This window comes from Geodermatophilus arenarius (assembly GCF_042654585.1).
In the GTDB taxonomy this organism is placed as follows: Bacteria; Actinomycetota; Actinomycetes; order Mycobacteriales; family Geodermatophilaceae; genus Geodermatophilus; species Geodermatophilus arenarius.
Genome location: NZ_JBHSGR010000005.1, coordinates 1 through 22,613 on the forward strand (window position 1 = coordinate 1; position 22,613 = coordinate 22,613).

The window sequence follows — 22,613 nt, forward strand, 5'->3', positions numbered from 1 at the left end:
GGCGCCGGGGCGGCCGGGGCGGGGGCCGGGACGGCGGCCGCTGCGGGGGTGCGGACGACGGTCACCGTGGCGCCGGCCGGGGTGACCGCGTCCAGGGTGACGGTCAGCGCGCCGCCGGCGACGGCGACCGGCACGCCCGGCACCAGCGCCGTCTGCAGGTCCGTCTCCCAGCCGGCCGCGGCCGACGGGCTGCCGTCGAGCAGCAGCGAGGTGTCCGGCATCCCGCCGGCGCGGTGCAGCAGCACGCCGCTGTCGAGCCGGTAGCGGTTGTCCGAGGTCAGCCACGCGTCGCGGCCGACGGCGGTGCGGTACTCCAGCCAGTAGTCGGTGCCGGCGGCGTCGGTCAGGCGCAGCGCCCGGGTGCCGGTACCGCCGCCGAGGGGCGCGAGGGTGGCCGTCGTCGTCCCGTCGCCTGCGGTCTGCACGGCCGCGGCCGGGAGCACGCCGAGCCGGTCGGCCTGGGCGGCGGTGAGCGCGCCGATCCGGTCCCAGGAGACGCCCATGACGTCGTAGAAGTCGCGGTAGGCGGCGGTGCGGCAGGCGCCGGTCTCGACGGTGCCGTCGCACTGCAGGGCGCTCGAGTGGCCCAGGCCGAAGTTGTGGCCGAGCTCGTGGGCGACGACCGAGGCCAGGTCGTCGCGGACGTAGAGCCGCCCGCCCGAGGCGGGACCCGTACCGACCTGCCCCAGGGCGTAGGAGCAACCGGGCAGGTCCTGCGGCCGGCTGCTGACGTAGAGCAGCAGGTGCCGGCCGGGGCCGGCCTGGAAGCCGACACGCGCGGCGACCTCGTCCCACAGCGCGGTGGGGTCGGCGCAGCCGGCGGCGGTGGTCATCCAGTCGTGGGCGGCGGTGACCCCGACGGTCACCGCGCCGCCGGTCTGCTGCGCCCAGAAGGCCGCGACGTCGCCGTTGACCGTGTCGACGACGTCCGCGAGCGCGGTGCCGTCCGGGGTACCGCCGGCGGGCGCGACCATCGCGACGGTCACCTGGTTGGTGACCGAGCCGGCCGGGACCGTGGTCGCCGCCCGCGCGGTGCGCACGACCTGCGTGTCGAGCACCTCGAGCGCCGGCTCGTAGCCGTCCTCGGCGGCCTCGTCGTCGGCGGTGCCGCCGACGGTCACCTCGACGGTGCTGCCGACGTCGATGCCGGCGACCGCGTCGGTCGGCACGCGCACCGAGGTGCCATCGGCGCCCTCGACGAAGGTCAGCGGCTGCTCGTGCGACTCCCCCGCGTGCTGGCCCTCGAGCGAGGTCTCCGGCCAGGCCTGCACGAGCTCCCCGACCACGGTGGTGGCACCGGCGTCGGCCTGCGCCACGGCCACCGGCCCGGTGCACAGCGCGACGACGGCGCCGGCGAGGGCGATGGCGCGCGGGAGGGACCGCGACAGGACTCGGGAGGCGTGCATCCCTCCCGGCATCGGCGGGCCGGCGTCCCAGGTGCACCACCCGGGACCCCACCCGTCACAGGCGCCGCGACGGCCCCGTCCCGCGCGCCCCGGCCGTCACGGGCGTCACGCCAGCGCGTCGGCCCCCATCAGCCTCCGGCCGGCCTCGGTGATCGAGCCCGACAGCGACGGGTAGATGGCGAAGGTGTGCGCGAGGTCGCTCACGGTCAGGCCCTTGGTGACCGCGAGCGCGATCGGCAGGATCAGCTCGCTGGCGCCGGGCGACACGACCACCCCGCCGACGACGACGCCGGTGGCCTTGCGGGCGAACAGCTTCACGAACCCGGCGTGCAGGTCGCTCATCTTCGCCCGAGCGTTGGTGGCCAGCGGCAGCCGGACGACGTCGAGGTCGTGGCCCTCGGGCAGCGTCTTCTCCTGCACGCCGACCGTGGCGATCTCCGGGTGGGTGAACACGTTGGCGGCCACCGTCTTGAGCCGGATCGGCTGCACCGCCTCGCCGAGCGCGTGCCACATGGCGATCCGGCCCTGCATGGCCGCGACGCTGGCGAGCTGGAAGACGCCCGTGACGTCACCGGCGGCGTAGATGCCGGGCACGTTGGTGCGCGACACCCGGTCGACGACGACGTGGCCGGACTCGCGCAGCTCCACGCCGCACGCCTCGAGGTTCAGGCCGGCGGTGTTCGGCACGGTCCCGACGGTCATCAGCGCGTGCGAGCCCTCGACGGTGCGCCCGTCGGTGAGCTCGACCAGCACGCCCTTCTCGGTGCGCGTCACGGACGCGGCGCGGCCGCGCTCGGCGATCCGCCCGCCGCGGGCCTGGAAGACCTCGGCGATGACGTCGGCGGCGTCGGCGTCCTCGCCGGGCAGCACCTGGTCGCGGGAGGAGACGAGGGTGACCGGCACGCCGGCCTCCAGGTAGCCGGAGGCGAACTCCGCGCCGGTGACACCGGAGCCGACGACGACGAGGTGCTCCGGCATCTCGTCGAGGTCGTAGAGCTGGCGCCAGTCGAGGATCCGCTCACCGTCGGGCTCGCTGCCGGGCAGCACGCGTGGGTCGGCGCCGGTGGCGATGAGGACGACGTCGCACTCCAGCGTCTCCCGCACCCCGCCGTCGCGGTCGAGGACCTCGACGCGGTGCTCGACCAGCCCCCGGACGTCGTCGGCGAGCCGGCCCTGCCCGGAGACGAGGCGCACGCCCTCGGCCTCGAGCCGGGCGTGGATGTCGGCCGACTGCGCGACGGCCAGGCCCTTGACGCGGGCGTTGACGGTGGCGAGGTCGAGGCCGACGGTGGCCAGGTCGGCGCCGCGCAGGCCGAGGACGCTGGAGTCCCGGACCGACGTCATGGTGCCCGCGGCGGCGATGAAGGTCTTCGAGGGCACGCAGTCGGTGAGGACGCTGGCGCCCCCCAGGCCGTCGCGTTCCACGACGGTGACCTGCGCACCGAGAGAGGCGGCCACCAGCGCGGCCTCGTAGCCGGCCGGGCCGCCGCCGATGATGACGATGCGGGTCATGCGGGTCTCCTGCGTCGTGGACCGGGGGTTCGCCGTCCATCCTCCCAGCCCGGGCGGGCGGTGTCGGCAGGCTCACGGGGTCGCGCGGGCCACAGCGGCCGTAGGCTCGGTCGGCGATGGGTCTCTACGCCGCGTACGGGTCCAACATGGACCCCGAGCAGATGCTGCGCCGCTGCCCGTCCTCACCGCACGTCGGCACCGGCTGGATCCGCGGCTGGCGGCTCGCCTTCGGCGGCGAGGAGTACGGCTGGGAGGGCGCGCTGGCCACCCTCGTGCCCGCCGAGGACCGCGAGGCGCCCGGCGTGTTCGTCGCCCTCTACGACCTCACGCCCGCCGACGAGCGCGAGCTCGACGCCTGGGAGGGCGCCGACCGCGGGCTCTACCGCAAGCTCAACCTGCGGGTGCACACCCTCGGCGGCGACGTCGTCGCCTACGTCTACGCGCTGGACGCCTTCGAGGGCGGGCTGCCCTCGGCGCGGCACCTGGGCGCGATCGCCGACGCCGCCGAGGCCGCCGGTGCACCCGACGACTACCTCGCCGAGCTCCGCGCCCGCGACTGCCGCTCCACCTTCTGACCACTTCTGCCGCACCCTCGCGGCCGGTTCCCCCGCGATCACGGAGTCCGCGTGGCGACACGCCGTCGCCGTCCGGTGTGTCGCCACCGGAACTCCGTGATCACCGCCGGACGGGCAGCCGGAGGGCCCGCGCCACCTCGGCGACCATCCGCCGGTGCTCGCGGTGGACGTCCGCAGCCGTGACGTGCAGCAGGGTCCAGCCGCGCTCGGTGATGCCGTTGTGCCGGCGCCGGTCGTCGCGCAGCTGCTCCGGCGTCGTGTGCGCCGCGTGCCCGTCGTACTCGGCGACTCGGCCAGCCCGTTCGCGTGGGGGACGAGACGCCGCAGCCGGACGACCTCGCGCAGTCCGCGCTGCCGCTCGACCTCCGCGGCCAGCTCCGCCCGGGTGCACTCCCTCGTGCCCAGCGCCGCGTCGAGCGTCGCCAGCCCGTCGATCGGCGCGGTCGCGCGAACCACGTCGCAGGCGGTCCGCGCCGGCGGCGTGCACCAGACGCCGTCGAGGAGCACCGCGTCGTCGGTTCCGAGGACCGACGGGTGCACCCGGATGCCCGGGCGGCTCCGGTTCGCCACGGACGGCGGGCCGAGGAAGTGCAGCGTGTCGTCGCCGAGGACGTCGAAGCCCCACAGCGCCGCGGCTGTCGAGTGGCACGCGACCAGGTCGGCGCCCACCACCAGCGCGGCCGCGCGCACCTGCGACCCGAGGGAGTCCGGCAGCTCGGCGTCGGCCAGCACGCCGCGCCAGCGGGTGCGCCGCCAGCGCCCGGAGTCGACCAGTCGCCGGACCTCCCACTCGGTCAGCCCCTCGCGGGCCTGCGTGACTGTGGAGACGCCACCCTGGCGCGATCGTCCGGTACAGCGCGAAGTCCACGCCGCGACCCTCGGGCGGACGGCGCCGCCGGGCGCCGCCGCGGACCGGCTGTGGACGCCCGCCCGGCTGTGGACCGCCCGCCCGACTGTGGACCGCCCGCGATCATGGAGCTGCGGTGGCGACACACCAGGCATCGGCGACGTGTCGCCACCGGCGCTCCATGATCGCGGGGGCGGGGACTCTCAGGCGTCCGGGGTGCCGAGGAAGGTCTCCAGGATCTGCCGGGCGGCCAGGGCCGGGGTGAGCTCACCGGCCAGCACGGCCTTCTCCAGCTCCGGCGCCGACGACCGGACGGCGGGGTGTGCGCGCAGCCGGTGCTCGAGCCCGTCGCGCACGAGCTGCCAGGTCCAGCGCACCTGCTGCGCCCGGCGACGCTCGTCGAACGCCCCCGAGGCCCGCGCCCGGTCCTGGTGCTCGACCAGCTTGGCCCACACCTCGGCCAGCCCCTCGCCGGTGAGCCCCGCGCAGGTCAGCACCGGCACGTCCCACTCGGAGTGCCCGCGCAGCATCCGGATCGCCCCGGCCAGCTCCCGGGCGGCCTTGCGCGCGTCGGCGGCGGCCGGCCCGTCGGCCTTGTTGACGGCGATGACGTCGGCGAGCTCGAGGATGCCGCGCTTGATCCCCTGCAGCTGGTCGCCGGTGCGGGCCAGCGTCAGGAACAGGAACGAGTCGACCATCTCCGCGACGGTGACCTCCGACTGCCCGACGCCGACGGTCTCCACCAGCACGACGTCGTAGCCGGCCGCCTCGACGACCACCATCGACTCCCGCGTCGCCTGCGCGACCCCGCCGAGCGTCCCCGCGGTCGGCGCGGGACGGATGAAGGCGTTCCGGTCGACGGCCAGCCGCGCCATCCGGGTCTTGTCGCCCAGGATCGACCCGCCCGAGCGCGCCGACGACGGGTCGACCGCCAGCACCGCCACCCGGTGCCCGGCAGCGGTGAGGTCGACGCCGAGCTGGTCGATGAACGTCGACTTCCCCACCCCGGGCACGCCGGAGATGCCGACCCGCCGGGCGTCCCCCGCGTGCGGCAGGAGCTCGACCAGCAGCTCCTGCGCCCGCTCGCGGTGGTCGGCGCGGCGGGACTCGACCAGCGTGATCGCCCGCGCCAGCGACCGGCGGTCGCCGCCCAGCACCCCCTCGACGAGCGCGGGGACGTCCGGTGCGGGCATCAGTGGCCCATTCCCTAGTGACCGAGGCGCTGGGACAGCGTCCGCAGCAGCTCCTGCGCCGCCTCGGCGATGACCGTGCCCGGCGGGAACACCGCGGCCGCGCCCATCTCCTCGAGCCGCGGCACGTCGTCGGGCGGGATGACCCCGCCGACCACGACCAGGACGTCGTCGGCCCCGAGCTCGGCCAGCGCGTCGCGCAGCGCCGGCACCAGCGTCAGGTGCCCGGCGGCCAGCGACGAGACGCCGACGACGTGCACGTCGGCCTCGACCGCCTGCCGCGCGACCTCCTCCGGCGTCTGGAACAGCGGACCGACGTCGACGTCGAAGCCGAGGTCGGCGAACGCGGTGGCGATCACCTTCTGGCCGCGGTCGTGGCCGTCCTGGCCCATCTTGGCGACCAGGATGCGGGGGCGCCGTCCCTCCGCCTCCTCGAACGCCTCGGTCATCCGGCGGGTCTCCTCGAGCGGCCCCGAGCGGCCGGCCTCGTCGCGGTACACACCGGAGATGGTGCGCACCTGACCGGAGTGCCGCCCGTAGACCTCCTCGAGCGCGTCGGAGATCTCCCCGACGGTCGCCTTGGCCCGCGCCGCGTCGACGGCGAGCTTGAGCAGGTTGGAGTCGAGGTCGCGCCCGCGCCGTCCCTCCGCCGCGGCGCGGGCGGCGTCGGTGAGCCGGCGCAGCGCGTCGCGCACGGCGGAGTCGTCCCGGGACGCCCGGAGCTCGGCGAGCTTCGCCTTCTGCTGGGCGAGCACGTCGGCGTTGTCGACGCGCAGCACCTCGATCGCCTCGTCGGCCTCGACCCGGTACTTGTTGACGCCGATCACCGGCTGGCGGCCGGAGTCGATGCGCGCCTGCGTGCGGGCGGCGGCCTCCTCGATGCGCAGCTTCGGGATGCCGTCGTCGATGGCCTGCGCCATGCCGCCGTGCTCGGCGACCTCCTGGATGTGCGCCCAGGCGCGGCGGGCCAGGTCGTAGGTCAGCTTCTCCACGTACGCCGAGCCGCCCCACGGGTCGATCACCCGCGTCGTCCCCGACTCCTGCTGCAGCAGCAGCTGGGTGTTGCGGGCGATCCGCGCGGAGAAGTCGGTGGGCAGCGCCAGCGCCTCGTCGAGGGCGTTGGTGTGCAGCGACTGGGTGTGCCCCTGGGTGGCGGCCATCGCCTCCAGGCAGGTGCGGACGACGTTGTTGTAGACGTCCTGCGCGGTCAGCGACCAGCCCGAGGTCTGCGAGTGGGTGCGCAACGACAGCGACTTGTCCTTCTGCGCGCCGGCCTCCTTCACCAGCCGCGCCCACAGCAGCCGCCCGGCGCGGAGCTTGGCGACCTCCATGAAGAAGTTCATGCCGATGGCCCAGAAGAACGACAGCCGCGGCGCGAACGCGTCGATGTCCAGGCCCGCGGCCTTGCCCGCGCCCAGGTACTCGACGCCGTCGGCGAGGGTGTAGGCCAGCTCCAGGTCGGCCGTCGCCCCGGCCTCCTGGATGTGGTAGCCGGAGATGGAGATCGAGTTGAAGCGCGGCATCTCCGCCGAGGTGAAGGCGAAGATGTCGCTGATGATCTGCATCGACGGCTTCGGCGGGTAGATGTAGGTGTTGCGGACCATGAACTCCTTGAGGATGTCGTTCTGGATGGTCCCCGTGAGCTGGTCCGGCCTCACCCCCTGCTCCTCGGCGGCGAGGACGTAGAGCGCCAGCACCGGCAGCACGGCGCCGTTCATGGTCATCGAGACGCTCATCCGGTCCAGCGGGATGCCGTCGAACAGCTGCCGCATGTCCAGGATCGAGTCGATCGCCACCCCGGCCATCCCGACGTCGCCGACCACCCGCGGGTGGTCGGAGTCGTAGCCGCGGTGGGTGGGCAGGTCGAAGGCGACCGACAGGCCCTTCTGCCCGGCGGCGAGGTTGCGCCGGTAGAAGGCGTTGGACTCCGCCGCGGTGGAGAAGCCCGCGTACTGGCGGACCGTCCACGGCTGGGTCGTGTACATGGTCGGGTAGGGCCCGCGCAGGTAGGGCGGCAGGCCGGGGTAGGTCTGCAGGAAGTCCAGCCCGGCCAGGTCGGCCGGGGTGGCCAGCGGCGGGACGGCGATGCCCTCGGGGGTCTCCCAGGTCGCCTCCTCCACGCCGCGCCCGGTCGCCTCCTCGAACGCCTTGGCCCAGTCGTCGGCACCGGCGTGCGCCGCCGGGCGGCCCAGCTCGACGCCGCCGAAGTCGGGGATCCCGCTCATGCCCGCTCCTCCTCCGAGGAAGCGGCAGAGACGGCCGTCTCTGCCGTCAAGCCGAGTTGCCCGTGCACGGTCCTGAGCACCTCGAGTGCGTCACACCCGGCGTACACGTACCCGTCCACGCCGTCCACCCCGAGCGAGGGCTTCCCGGCCAGCCACACGTGCTCCGCGCCGGCGGCCCGCAGCTCGGCGGCCAGCGCGGCGGCGGCCTCCGCGTAGTCGGCGTCGGTGCCGCAGATGCAGGCGACCGTCGTCCCGGCGTCGGCGAACCCGGACGCGCCGTCGGCGGCCGGGGTGGCCACGCCGCCGGCCTGGAACAGGTTGCCGGCGAAGGAGGCCCGCGCGGTGTGCCGCGCGATCGGTCCGATGGTGGCGAGGTACACCTGCGGCCGCCGGCCGGCGGCGTCGGCGCGGTCGCGCAGCTCCTCGTACTCCTGCGCGGCCCGCACCCGGGGCAGCCCGCCGGTGGGGTGCAGGTCGGCCGCCGGCTGCCGCTCGGGCAGCTTCTCGGTCAGGTCGGGGAACTCGCTGACGCCGGTGATCGCGTCGCTGCGCGTCGCCAGCCGCTTCGCGCGGACGTCCCAGGCGGCGGCCAGCCGGTCGCGGACCAGCCCCGAGGCCAGCGCCGCGGCCAACCCGCCGGCCCGCTCGACCTCGGTGAACCAGGCCCACGCGGCCTGCGCGAGGTCCTCGGTGAGCGCCTCGACGTACCAGGAGCCGCCGGCCGGGTCGAGCACGCGGGCCAGGTGCCCCTCCTCGACCAGCAGGCTCTGGGTGTTGCGCGCGATCCGCCGGGAGAAGGCGTCTGGCAGGCCGAGCGCGGCGTCGAAGGGCTGCACGGTGACGACGTCGGCCCCGCCCACGCCCGCGGCGAAGCAGGCGACGGTGGTGCGCAGCATGTTCACCCAGGGGTCGCGCCTCGTCGTCATCACCGACGACGTCACCGCGTGCTGGCGCTGCGCCCGGGCCGCCTCCGACGCGCCGCTGACCTCGCCGACCCGGTCCCACAGCCGGCGGGCGGCGCGCAGCGCGGCGATCGTCGTGAACTGGTCGGCCGGGGCGGAGTAGCGGAACTCGATGCGCTCGAACGCCTCGTCCACGGCCAGCCCGCCGTCGGTGAGCGCCCGCAGGTAGGCCACCCCGGCGGCCAGCGAGCAGCCGAGCTCCTCGACGGCGGTCGCGCCGGCGTCGGCGTACACGGTCGCGTCGACGACGACGGTGCGCCAGCCCGCGGGGGTCCGCCGGGCGACGTCGGCCAGGACGGCGAGGTCCTGCTCCTCCCCCGAGGCGGCCTGGTCGCCGAGCGGGTCGAGACCCAGCGAGCCGCCGGGCGCCAGGTCGATGCGGTCGCCGGCCAGCGCCAGCAGCGCCTCGGCGGCCGGGAGCCCGCCGGAGACGGCGACCGGCGCGAGGTCGAGGTAGACGTCGGCGAGCACGTCGCCGAGGGCGTCCACGGGCACCGCGCCCTCGCCGAGGTGCAGCCACAGCGAGGTGACGCCGTTCTCCAGGTCGGCGGCGACCGCCTCCCGCGTGACCGCGACGTCGGGGTGGGCGTGCCGCTGCCGGACGTCCCAGCCCGCGGGCACGCCGCTGTCGGGCGAGGAGCCGGCGCGGGCGCCGCGGACGAACGGCGGCAGGCCGGGCACACCGACCGCCGTCGGGAGGTCGCCGGCGTCGTCGGCGGTGTAGAGCGGCGCGACGCTGACGCCGGTGGCCACCGTGCGGCGCAGCGCGTCCTCGACCGGGTCGGGCAGCTCCTCGCGGCCCGCCTTGCGCAGGACCCCGGCCACCAGCTCGCGCCACTGCTCGCGGCCGACCGGCGGGAAGTCGCCGGCGAGGGACAGCTCGTCGGGCACCTCGTGCTCGGCGGGGACCTCGTCCTCGCCGGGCGTCGCGGTGTCGGTGGCGCTCATCGGTGAACTCCCCGCATCGGATGCTCGGTCGGGGAAGGTTCTACCGGCGCTCCCCCGACCGTGGACGCGCGGGGTGGCCCGGACCGGGCGCCCCGGCGGCCGACCCCGACGTCCCGGCGGCGGCGGTCAGCGCCTGCAGCGCGGTGCGCACCATCAGCCGGATGCCGACCCCGATGGCCCGCTCGTCGACGTCGAAGGTGCCGCGGTGCAGGTCCAGAGGCGCGCCGCCGCCGTGGGTGCCCAGGCGGGCCAGCGCGATCGGCAGCACGTCGGCGAACCAGCCGAAGTCCTCCCCACCCATGCTCTGCGGCGACTGGCGCAGGTTCTCGCTGCCGACGGTCTGCAGCGCCGCGGTGCGCAGCAGCGCCACCGCGCGCGGGTCGTTGACCACCGGCGGCACGCCGGGCACGTACTCCACCTCGACGCCGGCGCCGGTGGGCGCCACCACCTGCTCGACCAGCCCGCGCAGCAGCCCCTCGGCGCGCTGCCACTCGTCGCGGTCGAGCACCCGCACGGTGCCGCGCAGGGTGCCCCGCTGCGGGATGGCGTTGGCCGCGACCCCGGCGTTGACCGCGCCCCACACCAGCGAGAACCCGGCCCGCGGGTCGACCTTGCGCGACAGCAGCCCGGGCAGCCCGGTGACCAGGCGGCCGAGGGCGTCGACCAGGTCCACGGTCAGCTGCGGGCGGGCGGTGTGCCCGCCGGGGCCGGTGAGCGTGACGTCGATGCGGTCGCAGGCGGCGGTGATCGAGCCGGTGCGCAGGCCGACGGTGCCCGCCGGGATCGCCGGGTCGCAGTGCAGCGCGAACGCCCGGGACGCGCCGTCGAGGACGCCGGCCGCCACCACGTGCGTCGCGCCGCCGGGGACGGTCTCCTCGGCCGGCTGGAACACGCAGCGCACCGTGCCCGGCAGGTCGTCCAGCGCGGCCAGCGCCAGCGTGGCGCCGAGCAGCACGGTGGTGTGCACGTCGTGGCCGCAGGCGTGGCACATGCCCTCGCGGGTGGAGGCGTAGGGGACGTCCTTGAGGTCGGCCAGCGGCAGCGCGTCGATGTCGGCGCGCAGCACCACCGTCGGGTCGCCGGACCCGACCTCCACCACCAGCCCGGTCCCGCTGGGCAGCCGGCGCGGCGCGAGCCCGGCGCCGGCGAGCCGCTGCTCGAGGAACGCCGTCGTCTCCACCTCGGCGAAGGCCAGCTCGGGGTGCATGTGCAGGTGCCGGCGCACGCCGACCAGGGAGTCGTTGCGGTCGGCCACCCACGCGTCGAGCCCGGCGGCCAGTTCCTCGGGGGTCCGGGTCATGCGGCGTGGCCGCCGGCGCACGCCGCCGGGCCGGGGACGGGACCGTCGGGGCCGGCGGCCGGCCCGGAGGTGGGCAGGCCGTCCCGGAGCTCGGCGAGCAGCCCGTCGACGACGGCGCGCAGGTCACCGCCGGACGCCAGCGCCGCGGCCCGCTGCCGCTGGTAGGAGGCGCCGACGGCGAGCACCCGCTCGACGCCCGCGAGCTCCGCCTCGCAGCCCAGCCGCTTCGCCGTCGGGCCCAGCTCCTCGGCGAGGTCGAGCAGCGCCTGCCGCACCGGGCGCACCGTTCCCTTCTCGTCCACCACCACGTCGGCGTCCAGGCCCCAGCGGGCCGCGCGCCACTTGTTCTCCTTCACCACCCAGCTCGGCGGGGTGGGCAGCGTGTAGCCGCGGTCGAGCTGGGTGTCGAACTGCTCGACCAGGCACTGCGACAGCGCCGCGACGACGCCGACCTCCTCGAGCGTGGGCAGGCCGTCGCAGATGCGCAGCTCCACGGTGCCGAAGCCCGGGTGCGGGCGGATGTCCCACCACACCTCGCGCACGCTCTCGATGGCCCCGGTGGAGATCAGCGTCTCCATGTAGGTCTCGAAGCCGGCCCAGTCGGGCAGCTGGGTGGGCAGCCCCGCCGTCGGCATGGCCTCGAAGACCTTGCTGCGCGCCGAGGCCAGCCCGGTGTCGCAGCCGACCCAGAACGGCGAGGACGCCGACAGCGCGAGGAAGTGCGGCACGTACTGGGTGAGCGCGTTGACGATCGGCATCGCCTTGTCCGGCGAGCGGACGCCGACGTGCACGTGGACCCCGAAGATCTGCAGCCGCCGGGCCAGCCACTGCATCCGCTCGACCAGGTGCAGGTACCGCTCCTTGGGCGAGATCAGCTGGGTCTGCCAGTCGGTGAACGGGTGGGTGCCGGCGCACAGCAGGCCCAGGCCGCGGCGGTCGGCGGCGGCGGCCACCTCGGCGACCGTGCCGGCGAGGTCGGCGGTGGCCTCCTCGACGGTGGTGCACACGCCGGTGATGACCTCGACGGTCGACTGCAGCAGCTCGTGCTTGGCCTTGGGGTGCTCCTCGGCGCCGTCGGGGCGGATCTCCTCGAGGATCTCCGTCGCCCCGGCGGTGAGCTCCCGGCTCTCCCGGTCCACGAGCTGCAGCTCCCACTCCACACCCAGGCTGGAGCGTTCCGAGGAGGAGAACGGGATCTGCACGCTGCCGAGGATAGGGAGGACGGCGCTCCCGCACCCCCTGAACAGCGCGGATCCCTCGTCGGCGTGCACCGCAACCGGACCACAGCCGGCGGAGGTCCGACCGCAACCGCCTCCCGGTCCGCTGGTGCCCTCGCCGGGAGACGCCCGGCACCGCACCGGGAGGTCCCCGCGATGTCCGTCCGCACCCGCTCCGCGTACACCGTCCTCGCGGCAGGAGTCGTCGCCCTCGTGCCGTCCGCGGCCCTCGCCGACCCGCCCGCCGGCGACGACCGGACCCCGTCCTGCAGCGCGCTGCTGGAGGGCGTCCAGGACTGGCCGGGCCAGGGCCCCGGCGACCAGACCCTGTTCTCCGACGCCTACGAGCGCCACCTCCTTGCACTGCCCGCGTGCGCCGGCGCCGAAGGCTGAAGGAGACGTCCGGTGTCCACGACACCCTGCCGCCGGGCCACCGTGCTCGGCGTCCCCACCCCGCTCCTCACCGCCGGCCTGCTCGCCGTCGGGGCCCCGCCAGTGCGGTCCTCCTCGAGGGCCACCCCGGCACGACGCACTGCCTGCGTCTGGTGTCCCGGTCCGAGCTCACGGGGGAACCGATGGCGGCTCCCCCGCACCGACCGTGGACGGGACTCCCCCTCGTCGCCGTCCTGGTCCCGCGCGCCGAGTGCTGACCCCGCCGCCGACCTCCCTGCCCCCGGTCAGAGGAGGTCGGTGCACGTCCGCTGCCAGCCCCGGCCAGGCAGGTACTGCTCCCACTCGGCCGGGGTCAGGTCCCGTCCGGCCATCGCGCACACCGCGGTCAGCCACTCCTCCGGGTCGAGCAGGTAACGCCGGCCCGGGCTCTCCCCGCTCAGGGCGATCAGCTCGTCCCCGTCCGTCACCAGGTGCAGGGGGCTCTCGGCCGGCCCGGTGGACACGGGCAGTGGCGGACCGCGCAGCAGCCCCCGCTCGGCGTCCACGAGGGAGACCGTCCCGTCGATGGCCGACACCGCCACGGTCCGGCCGTCGGGGAGCCAGTCCGCCTGCAGCAGGGGGACCCCGACGCGGGCCGGCTGCCCGACCGGGACCCGGCGTGCGGTGTCGACCACCTGCACCACCCCCTCGGCGCCCACCACCACCAGGCGGCGGCCGTCCGGGCTGAAGGCCATGTCCTCGACCCGGTCCGTGGCGCGCAGCAGCACCACGCCGAGCGGCACGAGGGTCCGGCGGTCCAGGATCCGCACGACGGGCCGGGACTCGCTCGACAGGGCCAGCAGGCGGTGCCCGGGACCGACGGCCGACACCCGCGCGTCGCTGCCCGAGTCCGAGCGGCTCCGCACGCGGCCGGTGGTGGCGTCGACGACCGCGAGGCCCGGCACGTCCTCGAACGTCCCGCCCGCCCGCGAGCACAGGAGGAGGTCCGCGCCGTCGGGCACCCACTCGACGCAGGACACCACCGCGGCGGGCAGGGGGCCCCCGTGGGCGTCGAGCTCGCCGGTCGCCGGGAGCCGGATGGTCCTCAGGACGCGCCGGGTCCGCGCGTCGACCACCGTGGTCGCCAGCCCGCTGGTGACGGCGACCCGGCGACGGTCGGGGCCCACCGCGACGGAGACCGGCGGTGCGGAGGCCACGGACGGCCACGAGTAGGAGAAGCCGGGCAGTGACGGCAGCTCGCCCACGGGGACCACGTCGAGCACGCGGCCGGTGACGGGGTCGAGGAACGCCGCACCGACCTCCCGGGTGTCGGCGGGCGGATCCAGCACCGTCCCGCCTCCGCCGGCCGACGCCCGCCGCACCGGCACGACGGCGAGGCGGCCGGGTTCCACGACCTCCGGGCGGCCCGCCACCCACCATCCCGGGACGTCGGGGTACGGCTGCCCGAACCCGCCGCTCGGGCGGACGTCCCAGGCGACCACCGTGTCCTCCGGCGCCGCGGTGAACAGCCGGTCCCCGGCCGGGGCGATCTCCGCCTGCTCGACGACCTCCGCGTGGCCGCTGAGCACCTCCCGCTGGGTCCACAGACCAGTGACGGGGTCGACGTCCCACAGCAGGACCCCCGGGTCACCGCCCACGGTCACCGCCCAGGAGCCGTCCGGGGACTGCTCGACGTCGAATACGCCACCCCGGTGGGCGTCGAGCACCTGGCGGACCGCGCCGTCCGGGCCGTGGAGCGTGACCGCGCCGTCGGACCAGAGCTGCGCGGCCCCCGAAGGCAGCGCGCGGAAGCCGACGCCGTCCGCCGGCCGGGACGGGACCTGCAGCACCGCCTGGCGCCCGGTGGTGAGGTCGCTGAGGGTGGCGGGACCGCCCGGACCGTCCGCCCAGGTGACCAACGTGGCGCCGTCGCGGCCGAGGTCACCGCGCAGGTCGGTGTCCGGGACCGTCGCCCCGCCGATCCCCAGGTCGGTGATCCGGCCGCTCACCCGGTCGACCTCGACCACCCACCAGCGGGCACCGGCCGGCACCTCGGGGTCCAGCCGCGCCACGACCACCCGGATGCGCCCGCCGTCGGGGGTGAAGGCGACCGCGGCGGGGAACCCGCCCAGCGCCGCGCCCGCCAGCAGCCGGTCCTCACCCGCGGTGTCCAGCAGCCGCAGCCATGCCTCCCGGCGGTCGAAGTCCCATCCCGCTCCGGCGACCACCTCCTCGGTCGGCGAACCGGCCACCGCGGTCGTGCCCCACCAGGCGCCGCCCTCGCGGACCACCCGGGGACCGGGGTCACCCGGCGACCACGCCGTCCAGTCGGACCCCTGGAGCAGCAGCGTCGCCCCGCCCGTCACCACCGCGTCGGTGAGCCCGCCGGGGACGGGGAGCACACGTGCGACGCGGCGGTGCTCGACGAGGGTGGTGAGGAGGCGGTCCTGGGTGTCGGGGGTCTCGGCGAGCCGGACGGCCTGCGCGGCCAGGAGGAGGGAGAGGTCCAGCGGCCCGGCCCGGGTCGAGAGCGTGGCCAGCCGGTTCGCGTCGGCCACGAGCGCGGCCTGCCGCGCCTCGGTCTCCCGGGCCTCGGCGTCCTGCTCGGCGCGCACCGCGACCACCGCCACGACGAGGGCGGCGGCCAGTGCCGCGGCGAGGCCGACCGCCAGCCGGCGGGTGCGCCGGCGTCGGCGGACCTCGAGCCGGGCCTGCTCCCGGGCGTCGGCCAGGTCGCGCTCGGCGTGCGCGCGGGACGCCGCGAGGAACGCCTGCTCGACCGGGGTGGGCTCGTCCCCGGCGCCGGTCGCCCAGTCCAGCGCCGCGGTCAGCCGGGCGCCGCGGTAGAGCTCGTCGTCCGGGCGCCCGGCGGCGTCCCACTCCCGCGCGGCCGGGGTGAGGTGCCGGCGGACGGCTCGCCCGGCGGCGTCCTCCTCCAGCCAGCGCACCAGCCGCGGCCACGCCGTCAGCAGCGCCTCGTGGGTGACCTCCAGCCGGTCGGCGTCGACCGACAGCAGGCGCCGGGCCAGGAACTCCTCCGCGACGGCGCGGCGCGGCCCATCCGGCCCCAGGTCCGCGGTGGGCAGCGGCCGCCGGACCAGCGCGCCGGCGTCGTCGACGTCGGCCAGCCGGACGAACAGCCGGCGGGCGAGCTCGCGGGCCGGCTCGTCGAGCGCGGCGTACGCGGCCTCGGCGGAGCGCGCCAGCGCGCCGGCGACCCCGCCGGCGGCCACGTAGCCGGCCAGGGTCAGCAGGTCCCCGCGGCGTCGCTCCCAGGTGCCGACCAGCGCCGTCGACAGCAGCGGCAGCGCCCCGGGCCGGCCCAGCCCGTCGGCCACCACGGCGTCCACCAGGTCGTCCTCCACCCGCAGCCCCACCGCCGCCGCCGGATCGCGGACGACGGCCCGCAGCTCGGGGTCGGTCATGGGCGGCACCAGGACCAGAGCCGGCCCGAGCCGGTCGACGAGCCCGGGGTGCTCGGCCAGCCGGCCGACGGCGTCCCCGCGGACGACGACCACGCAGCGGGCCACGAACCCGTCGTCCAGCAGCGCGAGGACGGCGTCGAGGAACGCCGTCCGCTCCGCCGGGTCGACCCCGGCCGCCCACAGCTCCTCGAACTGGTCGCAGACCAGCAGCACCGGGCGCGACGGCGGGTCCTCACCCGTCAGGTCCGCGAGCGCGTCCACCGGACGACGGCCGGGCAGCAGGACGACGGGCTGCCAGCCGGCGCTGCCGGGCAGCGCCCCGGCAGCGAGGGCGGGCACCAGTCCCGCGCGGACCACGGACGACTTCCCCGCCCCGCTGGGCCCCGACACGGCCAGCAGCGGCGCGTCCACCAGCCGGGCCGCCAGCGTGGCGACCACCCGCTCACGCCCCGCGAACAGCGGGGCGTCCTCCGCCCGGTAGGCCCGCAGCCCCATGTACGGGCAGGCCCCGGACGCCGGCGCGGGCACCGGGACCGGGACCGGGTCGAGCGCGGGGTCCTGGGCGAGGACGGCGGCCTCCGCCGCGCGCAGCGCCGGCCCCGGATCCGCCCCGAGCTCCTCGGCGAGCACCGACCGCGCCCGGCGCGCGGCACCGAGGGCGTCCGCCTGCCGCCCCGCGCGGTACAGGGCCAGCACCAGCAGCCGCCACCACTCCTCGCGCAGCGGCTGCTCGGTGACCAGCCGCTCCAGGTCCGGGACGAGCGCGGCGGCCTCCCCCAGCGCCAGCCGGGCCTCGGTGCACGCGGTCAGGGCACCGTCGCGGAGCTCGGTCAGCCGGCGGCGCTCGGCCTCGGCGAAGGGCGCGTCCGGCCAGTCGGCGTACGGGTCGCCGCGCCACAGGTGCAGGGCCGCGCCGAGCAGCTCCGCCGCCGCGGCCGGGTCCCCCGCGGCGAGGGCGGCCCGGCCGCGGGTCGCGAGGTCGCCCAGGGCCAGGGCGTCGAGGTCGTCCCGCTCGACTGCCAGCGCGTAGCCGGGTCCGCGGCGGACGACGTGCCGGCCCGTGGAGCCGCGGGGACGGTCCGGCTCCAGGGCGCTGCGCAGCCGCACGAGGTGCGCCTGCAGCGACTTGCGGGCGGAGGCGGGCGGGTCGCCGTCCCAGAGCTCCTCGACGATGCGGTCGGTGGGGACGACGGCGGGCGCTCCGGCGGCGAGGACGGCGAGCAGCAGGCGTTCCTTGGCCCCGGGTACCGCCACCGGCGTCCCGTCGTCCCCCCGGACCTCCAACGGTCCGAGAACCGCGATCCGCACCGGGTCACGGTAGGGACGACCGGTCCCGGGCCGTCCCCGCCGCCGTCCGGCCGGCGCGGCCCCGGGCGCCACGTCGGCGCGTGGCGGCGGAGGGTGACGAGGGGTCAGCCGACGGGGACGGTGTCCGGCTCCGGGGTCCGCGGCCGCGGCAGCAGCGCGGCGGGCGGCACCCGGCCGGTGACCGCCGCGACGGCGCGGCGCCCGTACAGGTCGGGGTGGACGCGCACACCGCACAGGTCGCGGCCGACGACGGAGACGCCGCGGCCGTCGTCGGTGGGCACCACGGCCTCGACCCGCGACCACGGGATGCCGTGCACGTCGCCGTCGGCGTCGGTGTGGGCGAGGCCGTCGTCGGAGACGACCAGGGCCACCCGCGCGGCCGGGTCGAGCAGCCGGCGCAGCAGCGGCGGGCGGAACACCGTGCCGGCCGGCAGCTCCGGGAGGGTGCCGCACAGCGGGCGGCGGGCGACGCCGGCCGGGCCGTCCCAGGCCGCGGTGTCGGGGACGCCGAGGACGGCGGTGGCCGCGGCGCGGCGCAGCGCCGCGGTCACCCGCGCCGGCGTCACCGCGCGCCAGGCGGCGAGGGTGTCCGCGGCCGGGCGGAACGGCAGGCCGGTGGCCGCGCAGTAGGCGGCGTCGGCCAGCTCCGTGCCGACGGCGTCCTCGTCGTCGAGCTCGGCCTCCAGTCCCGCGACGGCGTGCGCGACCTCCGCGGCGTCCGGCCCGTCGGCGCACAGCCCGGCGAACGTCTCCCACAGCAGCCCGGCGACCTCGGCGCCGCGGCCGGTCCGGGCGTCGACCACGACCGCCACCTCGCGCCGGCCGGGCGCGAGGTCGAGGGTGAGGGAGTCGACGCCGTAGGACAGCCCGCGGCCGTGCCGCGCCCGCTCGCGCAGCCGGTCCTCGAGCACGTCGACGCCAACCGCCAGCGCGGGGTCGCCGGGGGTGTCGGTGGCCAGCAGCAGCCCGACGCCGGGGGCGTCGGTGTGCGTCCAGACCGGCCCGTCCTGCGGGCGCGGCGCCGGCACCCGGCGTACCGGGCGCGGCCCGTCGGGCAGCGGCAGCCGCAGGCCCTCGGGCAGCGGGCCGTGGCACCACACCGCGGCGTTGGAGCGGACGAACCAGCGGGCGGCGTGCGCCCGGACGGTCTCCTCGGTCAGGTACTCCGGGCCCGGCCCCGCCGACACGGTCAGGCCCGGGCCGGTCAGGCCGTAGCGCGCGGCCCACAGCGCGCTGACCGTGGAGGAGCCGGTGCCGCAGCCCTCGGCCTGCAGCACGCCGGCCTCGGCGGCCAGGCGCTCGGTGGGCAGGTCGGCCAGGGCGCGGCAGACGCCCTCGAGGAAGGCGGCGACGGCGTCCGGGCGGCCGGTGGCGAAGAAGGCGGTGCTGTCGACGTCGGTGACGGCGTTGCAGCGCAGGTGCGTGCGCGGGAGCGCGGCCATGGCCAGGTGCTCGACGAGGTGGGTGACCTCGATGGTCGAGAACGTCTCGTCGCGCAGGCCGACGCCGAACACCAGGGCCGCCGTCGTCCGCTCCCGCCCGCCGGCGGTGAACACCGGGACGCCGTCGATGACCGTTCGCTGCACCGAGCCATGGTCCGGGAGCCGGCCCGTCGTCCCCGGCCGACACGCGGCCGGGGACGACTGGGACGAGTGGTTCGACGGCGGCCGCGTCCCCGGTGACCGCCTCGGCCGGCGGGGACGTCGACCGGGGTCGCCGCGACGGCGCTGGGTTAGCGTCGCCCGGTGAGCGCACCCGATCCCGCGGCCCTGGCCGCCACCGCCGCCGCCGACCTGACCGCAGCCCTGGGGAACGGCCACGACGTCGCCGTCGTCATGGGCTCGGGCTGGGCCCCCGCGGCCGACGCCTTCGGCGAGCCCGCGGCCTCCGTCGCCATCGGCGAGCTGCCCGGCTTCGCCGCCCCCACGGCCGTCGGGCACGGCGGGCAGGTGCGGTCGGTGCGCGTCGGCGACCGGCGGGTGCTGCTCTTCCTCGGCCGCACGCACCTCTACGAGGGCCGCGGCGTCGAGCCGGTGGTGCACGGGATCCGCACCGCCGCCGCGGCCGGCGTGCGCACCGTCGTCCTCACCAACGCCGCCGGCGGGCTGGCGCCCGACCACCGGGTCGGCCAGGCGGTCCTCATCAGCGACCACCTCAACCTCACCGCCCGCTCGCCGCTGGTCGGCGCCACGTTCGTCGACCTCACCGACCTGTACTCCGCGCGGCTGCGCGAGCTGGCCCGCTCCCTCGACCCGGACCTCACCGAGGGCGTCTACGCCGCGCTGCCCGGCCCGCACTACGAGACGCCGGCCGAGATCCGCATGCTGCGCGGCCTCGGCGCCGACCTGGTGGGCATGTCCACGGCGCTCGAGGCGATCGCCGCCCGCGCCGCCGGGATGGAGGTGCTGGGGCTGTCGATGGTCACCAACGCCGCGGCCGGCATCACCGGCGAGAAGCTGGACCACGAGGAGGTGCTCGCCGCGGGCAGGGCGGCGGCCGGGCGGCTCGGCGAGTTCCTGGTCGAGTTCATCGGGCGCCTGCCGTGACCGGCTCGGTCGTGGACGCCGCCCGGGCCTGGGCCGCGGCCGACCCGCACCCCGGCGACCGCGCCGAGATCGAGGCCCTGGTCGCCGCCGGGGACACCGCCGAGCTCGAGCGCCGCTTCGCCGGGCCGCTGACCTTCGGCACCGCCGGGCTGCGCGGGCCGCTGCGCGCCGGGCCGGCCGGCATGAACGCCGCCGTCGTCACCCGGGCGGCCGCCGGGCTGGGCGCCTGGCTGACCGCGCACGGGCACGGCGGCGGGGCCGTCGTCGTCGGGTTCGACGCCCGGCGCCGCTCCGACGAGTTCGCCCGGGTCACCGCCGCGGTGCTGTCGGCCGCCGGGTTCGCCGTCTCGGTGCTGCCGCGGCCGCTGCCCACGCCGGTGCTCTCGTCGGCGGTCCGGTCGCTGGGCTGCGTCGCCGGCGTGATGGTCACCGCCAGCCACAACCCGCCGCAGGACAACGGCTACAAGGTCTACCTCGCCGACGGCGCCCAGCTCGTGCCGCCGGCCGACCGGGAGATCGAGGCCGCGATCGCCGCCGTCGGCCCGGCGGGCGAGGTGCCCACCTCCGACGCGTGGACGACCCTCGGCGACGACGTCGAGGCCGGGTACGTGGCCGCCGTCGTGCGGGCGCTGCAGCCCGAGCGGGTGGACGCCGCCGCGCGGGCCGGCCTCACCGTGGCCTACACCGCGATGCACGGCGTCGGCGCGGCCACCACGCGGGCGGTGTTCGCCGCCGCCGGGTTCGCCCCGCCGGTCAGCGTCCCCGAGCAGGACGCCCCCGACCCGGCGTTCCCGACGGTCGCCTTCCCCAACCCGGAGGAGCCCGGCGCGGTCGACCTGCTGCTCGCGCTGGCCGACCGCTGCGGCGCCGACGTCGCCATCGCCGAGGACCCCGACGCCGACCGCTGCTCGGTGGTGTGCGACGGCCGGCAGCTCACCGGCGACGAGGTGGGCGCGCTGCTCGCCGACTGGCTGCTGCGCCGCGGCGTGCGCGGCACCTACGCGGCCTCGCTGGTCAGCGGCTCGCTGCTGGCCGCGCTCGCGGAGGCGCACGGCGTGCGGTTCGCCGAGACGCCGACCGGCTTCAAGTGGATCATCCGCGCCGGCACCGACGCCGAGCCGCTGGTGTTCGGCTACGAGGAGGCCCTGGGCTACGCGGTCACCCCGGAGGTGGCCCGCGACAAGGACGGCATCTCCGCCGCCCTCGCCGTCGCGCTGCTGGCCGCCGAGCTGGGGCAGACCGGCCGCACCCTGGTCGACCGGCTCGACGAGCTGGCCCGCGAGCACGGGCTGTTCGCCACCGGCCAGCTGTCGGTGCGGGTGGAGGACCTGTCGCTGATCTCCGACGCCATGGAGCGGCTGCGCGCCGACCCGCCGGCCCGGCTGCTCGGCCGCGAGGTCACCGCCACCGACCTGCTGGCCGAGGACCCGCCGGTCGACGCCGTGCGGCTGCTCGGCGACGGCGTCCGCGTGGTGGTCCGGCCCAGCGGCACCGAGCCCAAGCTCAAGGCGTACCTGGAGACGGTGGTCCCGGTGCACGACGACGCCGGGGTCATCGCCGCCCGCGGCCGCGGCGCGGACGAGCTCGACCAGCTGCGCGGCGAGATGGCGCACGCGCTGGGGCTGTAGCCGTGGACGTCGGCGCGCTGGCCTTCGACGTGTTCGGCACGGTCGTGGACTGGCGCGCCGGCGTGGCCCGGGAGGCGGCCCGGCTCCTCGGCCCGGACGTCGACGCGCACGCGTTCGCCGACGCCTGGCGGGCGCGGTACCGGCCGTCCATGGAGGAGGTGCGCTCCGGCGGGCGGCCGTTCGTCCCGCTCGACGTGCTGCACCGCGAGTCGCTGCCGGAGGCGCTGGCCGAGGTGGGCGCGGGCCCCGTCCCCGACGACGTCGCCGCCGAGCTGGTGCTGGCCTGGCACCGGCTCGACCCGTGGCCGGACGCGGTGCCGGGCCTGACCCGGCTGCGGCGGCGGTTCGTGCTGGCGCCGCTGTCCAACGGCGGGGTGCGGCTGCAGGTGGACCTGGCGCGGCGGGCCGGGCTGCCCTGGGACCTCGTGCTCGGCGCCGAGGTCGTCGGCCGCTACAAGCCCGACCCGGAGGTCTACGACGCGGCGGCGCGGCTGCTCGCGCTGCCGCCGTCGGCGGTGCTCGTGGTGGCCGCGCACGTCGACGACCTGGCCGCGGCGCGCGCCCGCGGCCTCCGGACGGCGTACGTGCACCGGCCCGACGAGTTCGGCGGGACGCGCGTGCCGCCGGAGCGCGACCCCGGCGCCGACCTGTCGGTGTCCTCGCTCGAGGAGCTGGCCGGCGCGCTCGGCTGCTGAAGCCCGTCAGTCCCCGTGCCGGGGCCGGGTGCCGGCACCGCGCCGCCCCGCGGCCACGGAACCCCCTCCGCAGAGCACTCCGAGGACCAGCCAGCCGATCCCGGTGAGCAGGCCCCGCTGCTCCCCGGCGGCGTCGCGGGTCTCGACCCACAGCACCACGGCGGCGGTGCCGAGCAGCCACAGCAGCACCGGCAGGGGGCGCCAGCGGCGGAGGTCGGCCATGACGACGACCGGCGCCAGCACGACCGCCCCGACCAGCACGATGATCACGCCCGGAGTGTGCCGGACGGGTCCCTCACCTGCGGCGTCGCCCCGGGCGGGCCTGCGGCGGGGACCACTCGAGGGTCCAGCTCTCCCCCACCGGCAGCGCCCGCCGGCGCCGCGCGGGGTCGGCCAGGGCGGCCGCGGCGGCAGCCGGCCGGGAGGAGGTCATCCGCACCCCTCCGGGCCGGCCCGT

Annotated in this window: 16 protein-coding genes; 5 read left to right on the forward strand and 11 right to left on the reverse strand. The window is 77.2% G+C overall.

From position 1 onward, the window contains the following. Together ACFO3M_RS05965 and ACFO3M_RS05970 are read right to left on the reverse strand one after the other, a co-directional pair. On the reverse strand, positions 1-1,406 hold a 1,406-nt coding region (locus ACFO3M_RS05965), incomplete at its 3' end, for a reprolysin-like metallopeptidase (RefSeq protein WP_387987516.1). A 105-nt stretch (positions 1,407-1,511) separates the two neighbouring features. Next, a complete protein-coding gene (locus tag ACFO3M_RS05970) occupies positions 1,512-2,966 on the reverse strand; it encodes an NAD(P)H-quinone dehydrogenase (protein ID WP_387987843.1) in 1,455 nt (484 codons plus the stop codon). 68 nt (positions 2,967-3,034) lie between these two features. On the opposite strand from ACFO3M_RS05970, the gene ACFO3M_RS05975 reads away from it, so the two are divergent. Beyond that, a complete protein-coding gene (locus ACFO3M_RS05975) occupies positions 3,035-3,493 on the forward strand; it encodes a gamma-glutamylcyclotransferase family protein (RefSeq protein WP_387987518.1) in 459 nt (152 codons plus the stop codon). A gap of 1,050 nt (positions 3,494-4,543) precedes the next feature. On the opposite strand, the gene meaB is transcribed toward ACFO3M_RS05975, so the two are convergent. From meaB to ACFO3M_RS06000, 5 genes are read right to left on the reverse strand one after another with little or no spacing between them, the layout of a single operon-like run. Further along, positions 4,544-5,533, reverse strand: coding sequence for a methylmalonyl Co-A mutase-associated GTPase MeaB (gene meaB, locus ACFO3M_RS05980; RefSeq protein ID WP_387987520.1), 990 nt, complete (start codon positions 5,531-5,533; stop codon positions 4,544-4,546). A gap of 14 nt (positions 5,534-5,547) precedes the next feature. Beyond that, entirely contained in the window at positions 5,548-7,755 is a 2,208-nt protein-coding gene (gene scpA / locus ACFO3M_RS05985) for a methylmalonyl-CoA mutase (RefSeq protein ID WP_387987522.1), read from the reverse strand. Then, on the reverse strand, positions 7,752-9,665 hold the full coding sequence (locus tag ACFO3M_RS05990; RefSeq protein ID WP_387987524.1) for a methylmalonyl-CoA mutase subunit beta: 1,914 nt from the start codon (positions 9,663-9,665) through the stop codon (positions 7,752-7,754). The genes scpA and ACFO3M_RS05990 overlap by 4 nt, the downstream gene beginning before the upstream one ends. Before the next feature lie 40 nt (positions 9,666-9,705). Continuing rightward, entirely contained in the window at positions 9,706-10,965 is a 1,260-nt protein-coding gene (locus ACFO3M_RS05995; protein WP_387987526.1) for an amidohydrolase, read from the reverse strand. Beyond that, positions 10,962-12,167, reverse strand: a complete 1,206-nt coding sequence (locus ACFO3M_RS06000; protein ID WP_387987528.1) for a glutamate--cysteine ligase — start codon at positions 12,165-12,167, stop codon at positions 10,962-10,964. The genes ACFO3M_RS05995 and ACFO3M_RS06000 overlap by 4 nt, the downstream gene beginning before the upstream one ends. Before the next feature lie 171 nt (positions 12,168-12,338). Between ACFO3M_RS06000 and ACFO3M_RS06005 the strand changes: the two genes are divergently transcribed. Further along, entirely contained in the window at positions 12,339-12,575 is a 237-nt protein-coding gene (locus ACFO3M_RS06005) for a hypothetical protein (RefSeq protein WP_387987530.1), read from the forward strand. Positions 12,576-12,859: 284 nt separating this feature from the next. Here the strand turns inward: ACFO3M_RS06005 and ACFO3M_RS06010 are convergent, their stop codons facing one another. Further along, entirely contained in the window at positions 12,860-17,233 is a 4,374-nt protein-coding gene (locus tag ACFO3M_RS06010; RefSeq protein ID WP_387987532.1) for an nSTAND1 domain-containing NTPase, read from the reverse strand. 158 nt (positions 17,234-17,391) lie between these two features. Next, positions 17,392-18,873, reverse strand: coding sequence for a peptidase M16 family protein (locus ACFO3M_RS06015; protein ID WP_387987534.1), 1,482 nt, complete (start codon positions 18,871-18,873; stop codon positions 17,392-17,394). A gap of 159 nt (positions 18,874-19,032) precedes the next feature. Between ACFO3M_RS06015 and ACFO3M_RS06020 the strand changes: the two genes are divergently transcribed. The 3 genes from ACFO3M_RS06020 to ACFO3M_RS06030 are packed head-to-tail and all read left to right on the forward strand — an operon-like array spanning position 19,033 to position 22,156. Then, a complete protein-coding gene (locus ACFO3M_RS06020) occupies positions 19,033-19,833 on the forward strand; it encodes a purine-nucleoside phosphorylase (RefSeq protein ID WP_387987536.1) in 801 nt (266 codons plus the stop codon). Then, on the forward strand, positions 19,830-21,461 hold the full coding sequence (locus tag ACFO3M_RS06025; protein ID WP_387987538.1) for a phospho-sugar mutase: 1,632 nt from the start codon (positions 19,830-19,832) through the stop codon (positions 21,459-21,461). The genes ACFO3M_RS06020 and ACFO3M_RS06025 overlap by 4 nt, the downstream gene beginning before the upstream one ends. 2 nt (positions 21,462-21,463) lie before the next feature. Further along, a complete protein-coding gene (locus ACFO3M_RS06030) occupies positions 21,464-22,156 on the forward strand; it encodes a haloacid dehalogenase type II (RefSeq protein ID WP_387987540.1) in 693 nt (230 codons plus the stop codon). Between the two features lie 6 nt (positions 22,157-22,162). Here the strand turns inward: ACFO3M_RS06030 and ACFO3M_RS06035 are convergent, their stop codons facing one another. Both ACFO3M_RS06035 and ACFO3M_RS06040 read right to left on the reverse strand, forming a co-directional pair. After that, entirely contained in the window at positions 22,163-22,426 is a 264-nt protein-coding gene (locus tag ACFO3M_RS06035; protein WP_387987542.1) for a hypothetical protein, read from the reverse strand. 25 nt (positions 22,427-22,451) lie between these two features. Beyond that, positions 22,452-22,589 carry a hypothetical protein gene (locus tag ACFO3M_RS06040; RefSeq protein WP_387987544.1) on the reverse strand — a complete coding sequence of 46 codons (138 nt, stop codon included), beginning with the start codon at positions 22,587-22,589 and terminating at the stop codon, positions 22,452-22,454. Positions 22,590-22,613 lie beyond the last annotated feature (24 nt).

What these genes read in the sequence shown, in the direction of transcription:
- ACFO3M_RS05975 (WP_387987518.1), top strand. Translation starts at nt 3,035, where the DNA reads ATGGGTCTCTACGCCGCGTACGGGTCCAACATGGACCCCGAGCAGATG.
- meaB (WP_387987520.1), bottom strand. Translation starts at nt 5,533, where the DNA reads ATGCCCGCACCGGACGTCCCCGCGCTCGTCGAGGGGGTGCTGGGCGGC.
- scpA (WP_387987522.1), bottom strand. Translation starts at nt 7,755, where the DNA reads ATGAGCGGGATCCCCGACTTCGGCGGCGTCGAGCTGGGCCGCCCGGCG.
- ACFO3M_RS05990 (WP_387987524.1), bottom strand. Translation starts at nt 9,665, where the DNA reads ATGAGCGCCACCGACACCGCGACGCCCGGCGAGGACGAGGTCCCCGCC.
- ACFO3M_RS05995 (WP_387987526.1), bottom strand. Translation starts at nt 10,965, where the DNA reads ATGACCCGGACCCCCGAGGAACTGGCCGCCGGGCTCGACGCGTGGGTG.
- ACFO3M_RS06005 (WP_387987530.1), top strand. Translation starts at nt 12,339, where the DNA reads ATGTCCGTCCGCACCCGCTCCGCGTACACCGTCCTCGCGGCAGGAGTC.
- ACFO3M_RS06040 (WP_387987544.1), bottom strand. Translation starts at nt 22,589, where the DNA reads ATGACCTCCTCCCGGCCGGCTGCCGCCGCGGCCGCCCTGGCCGACCCC.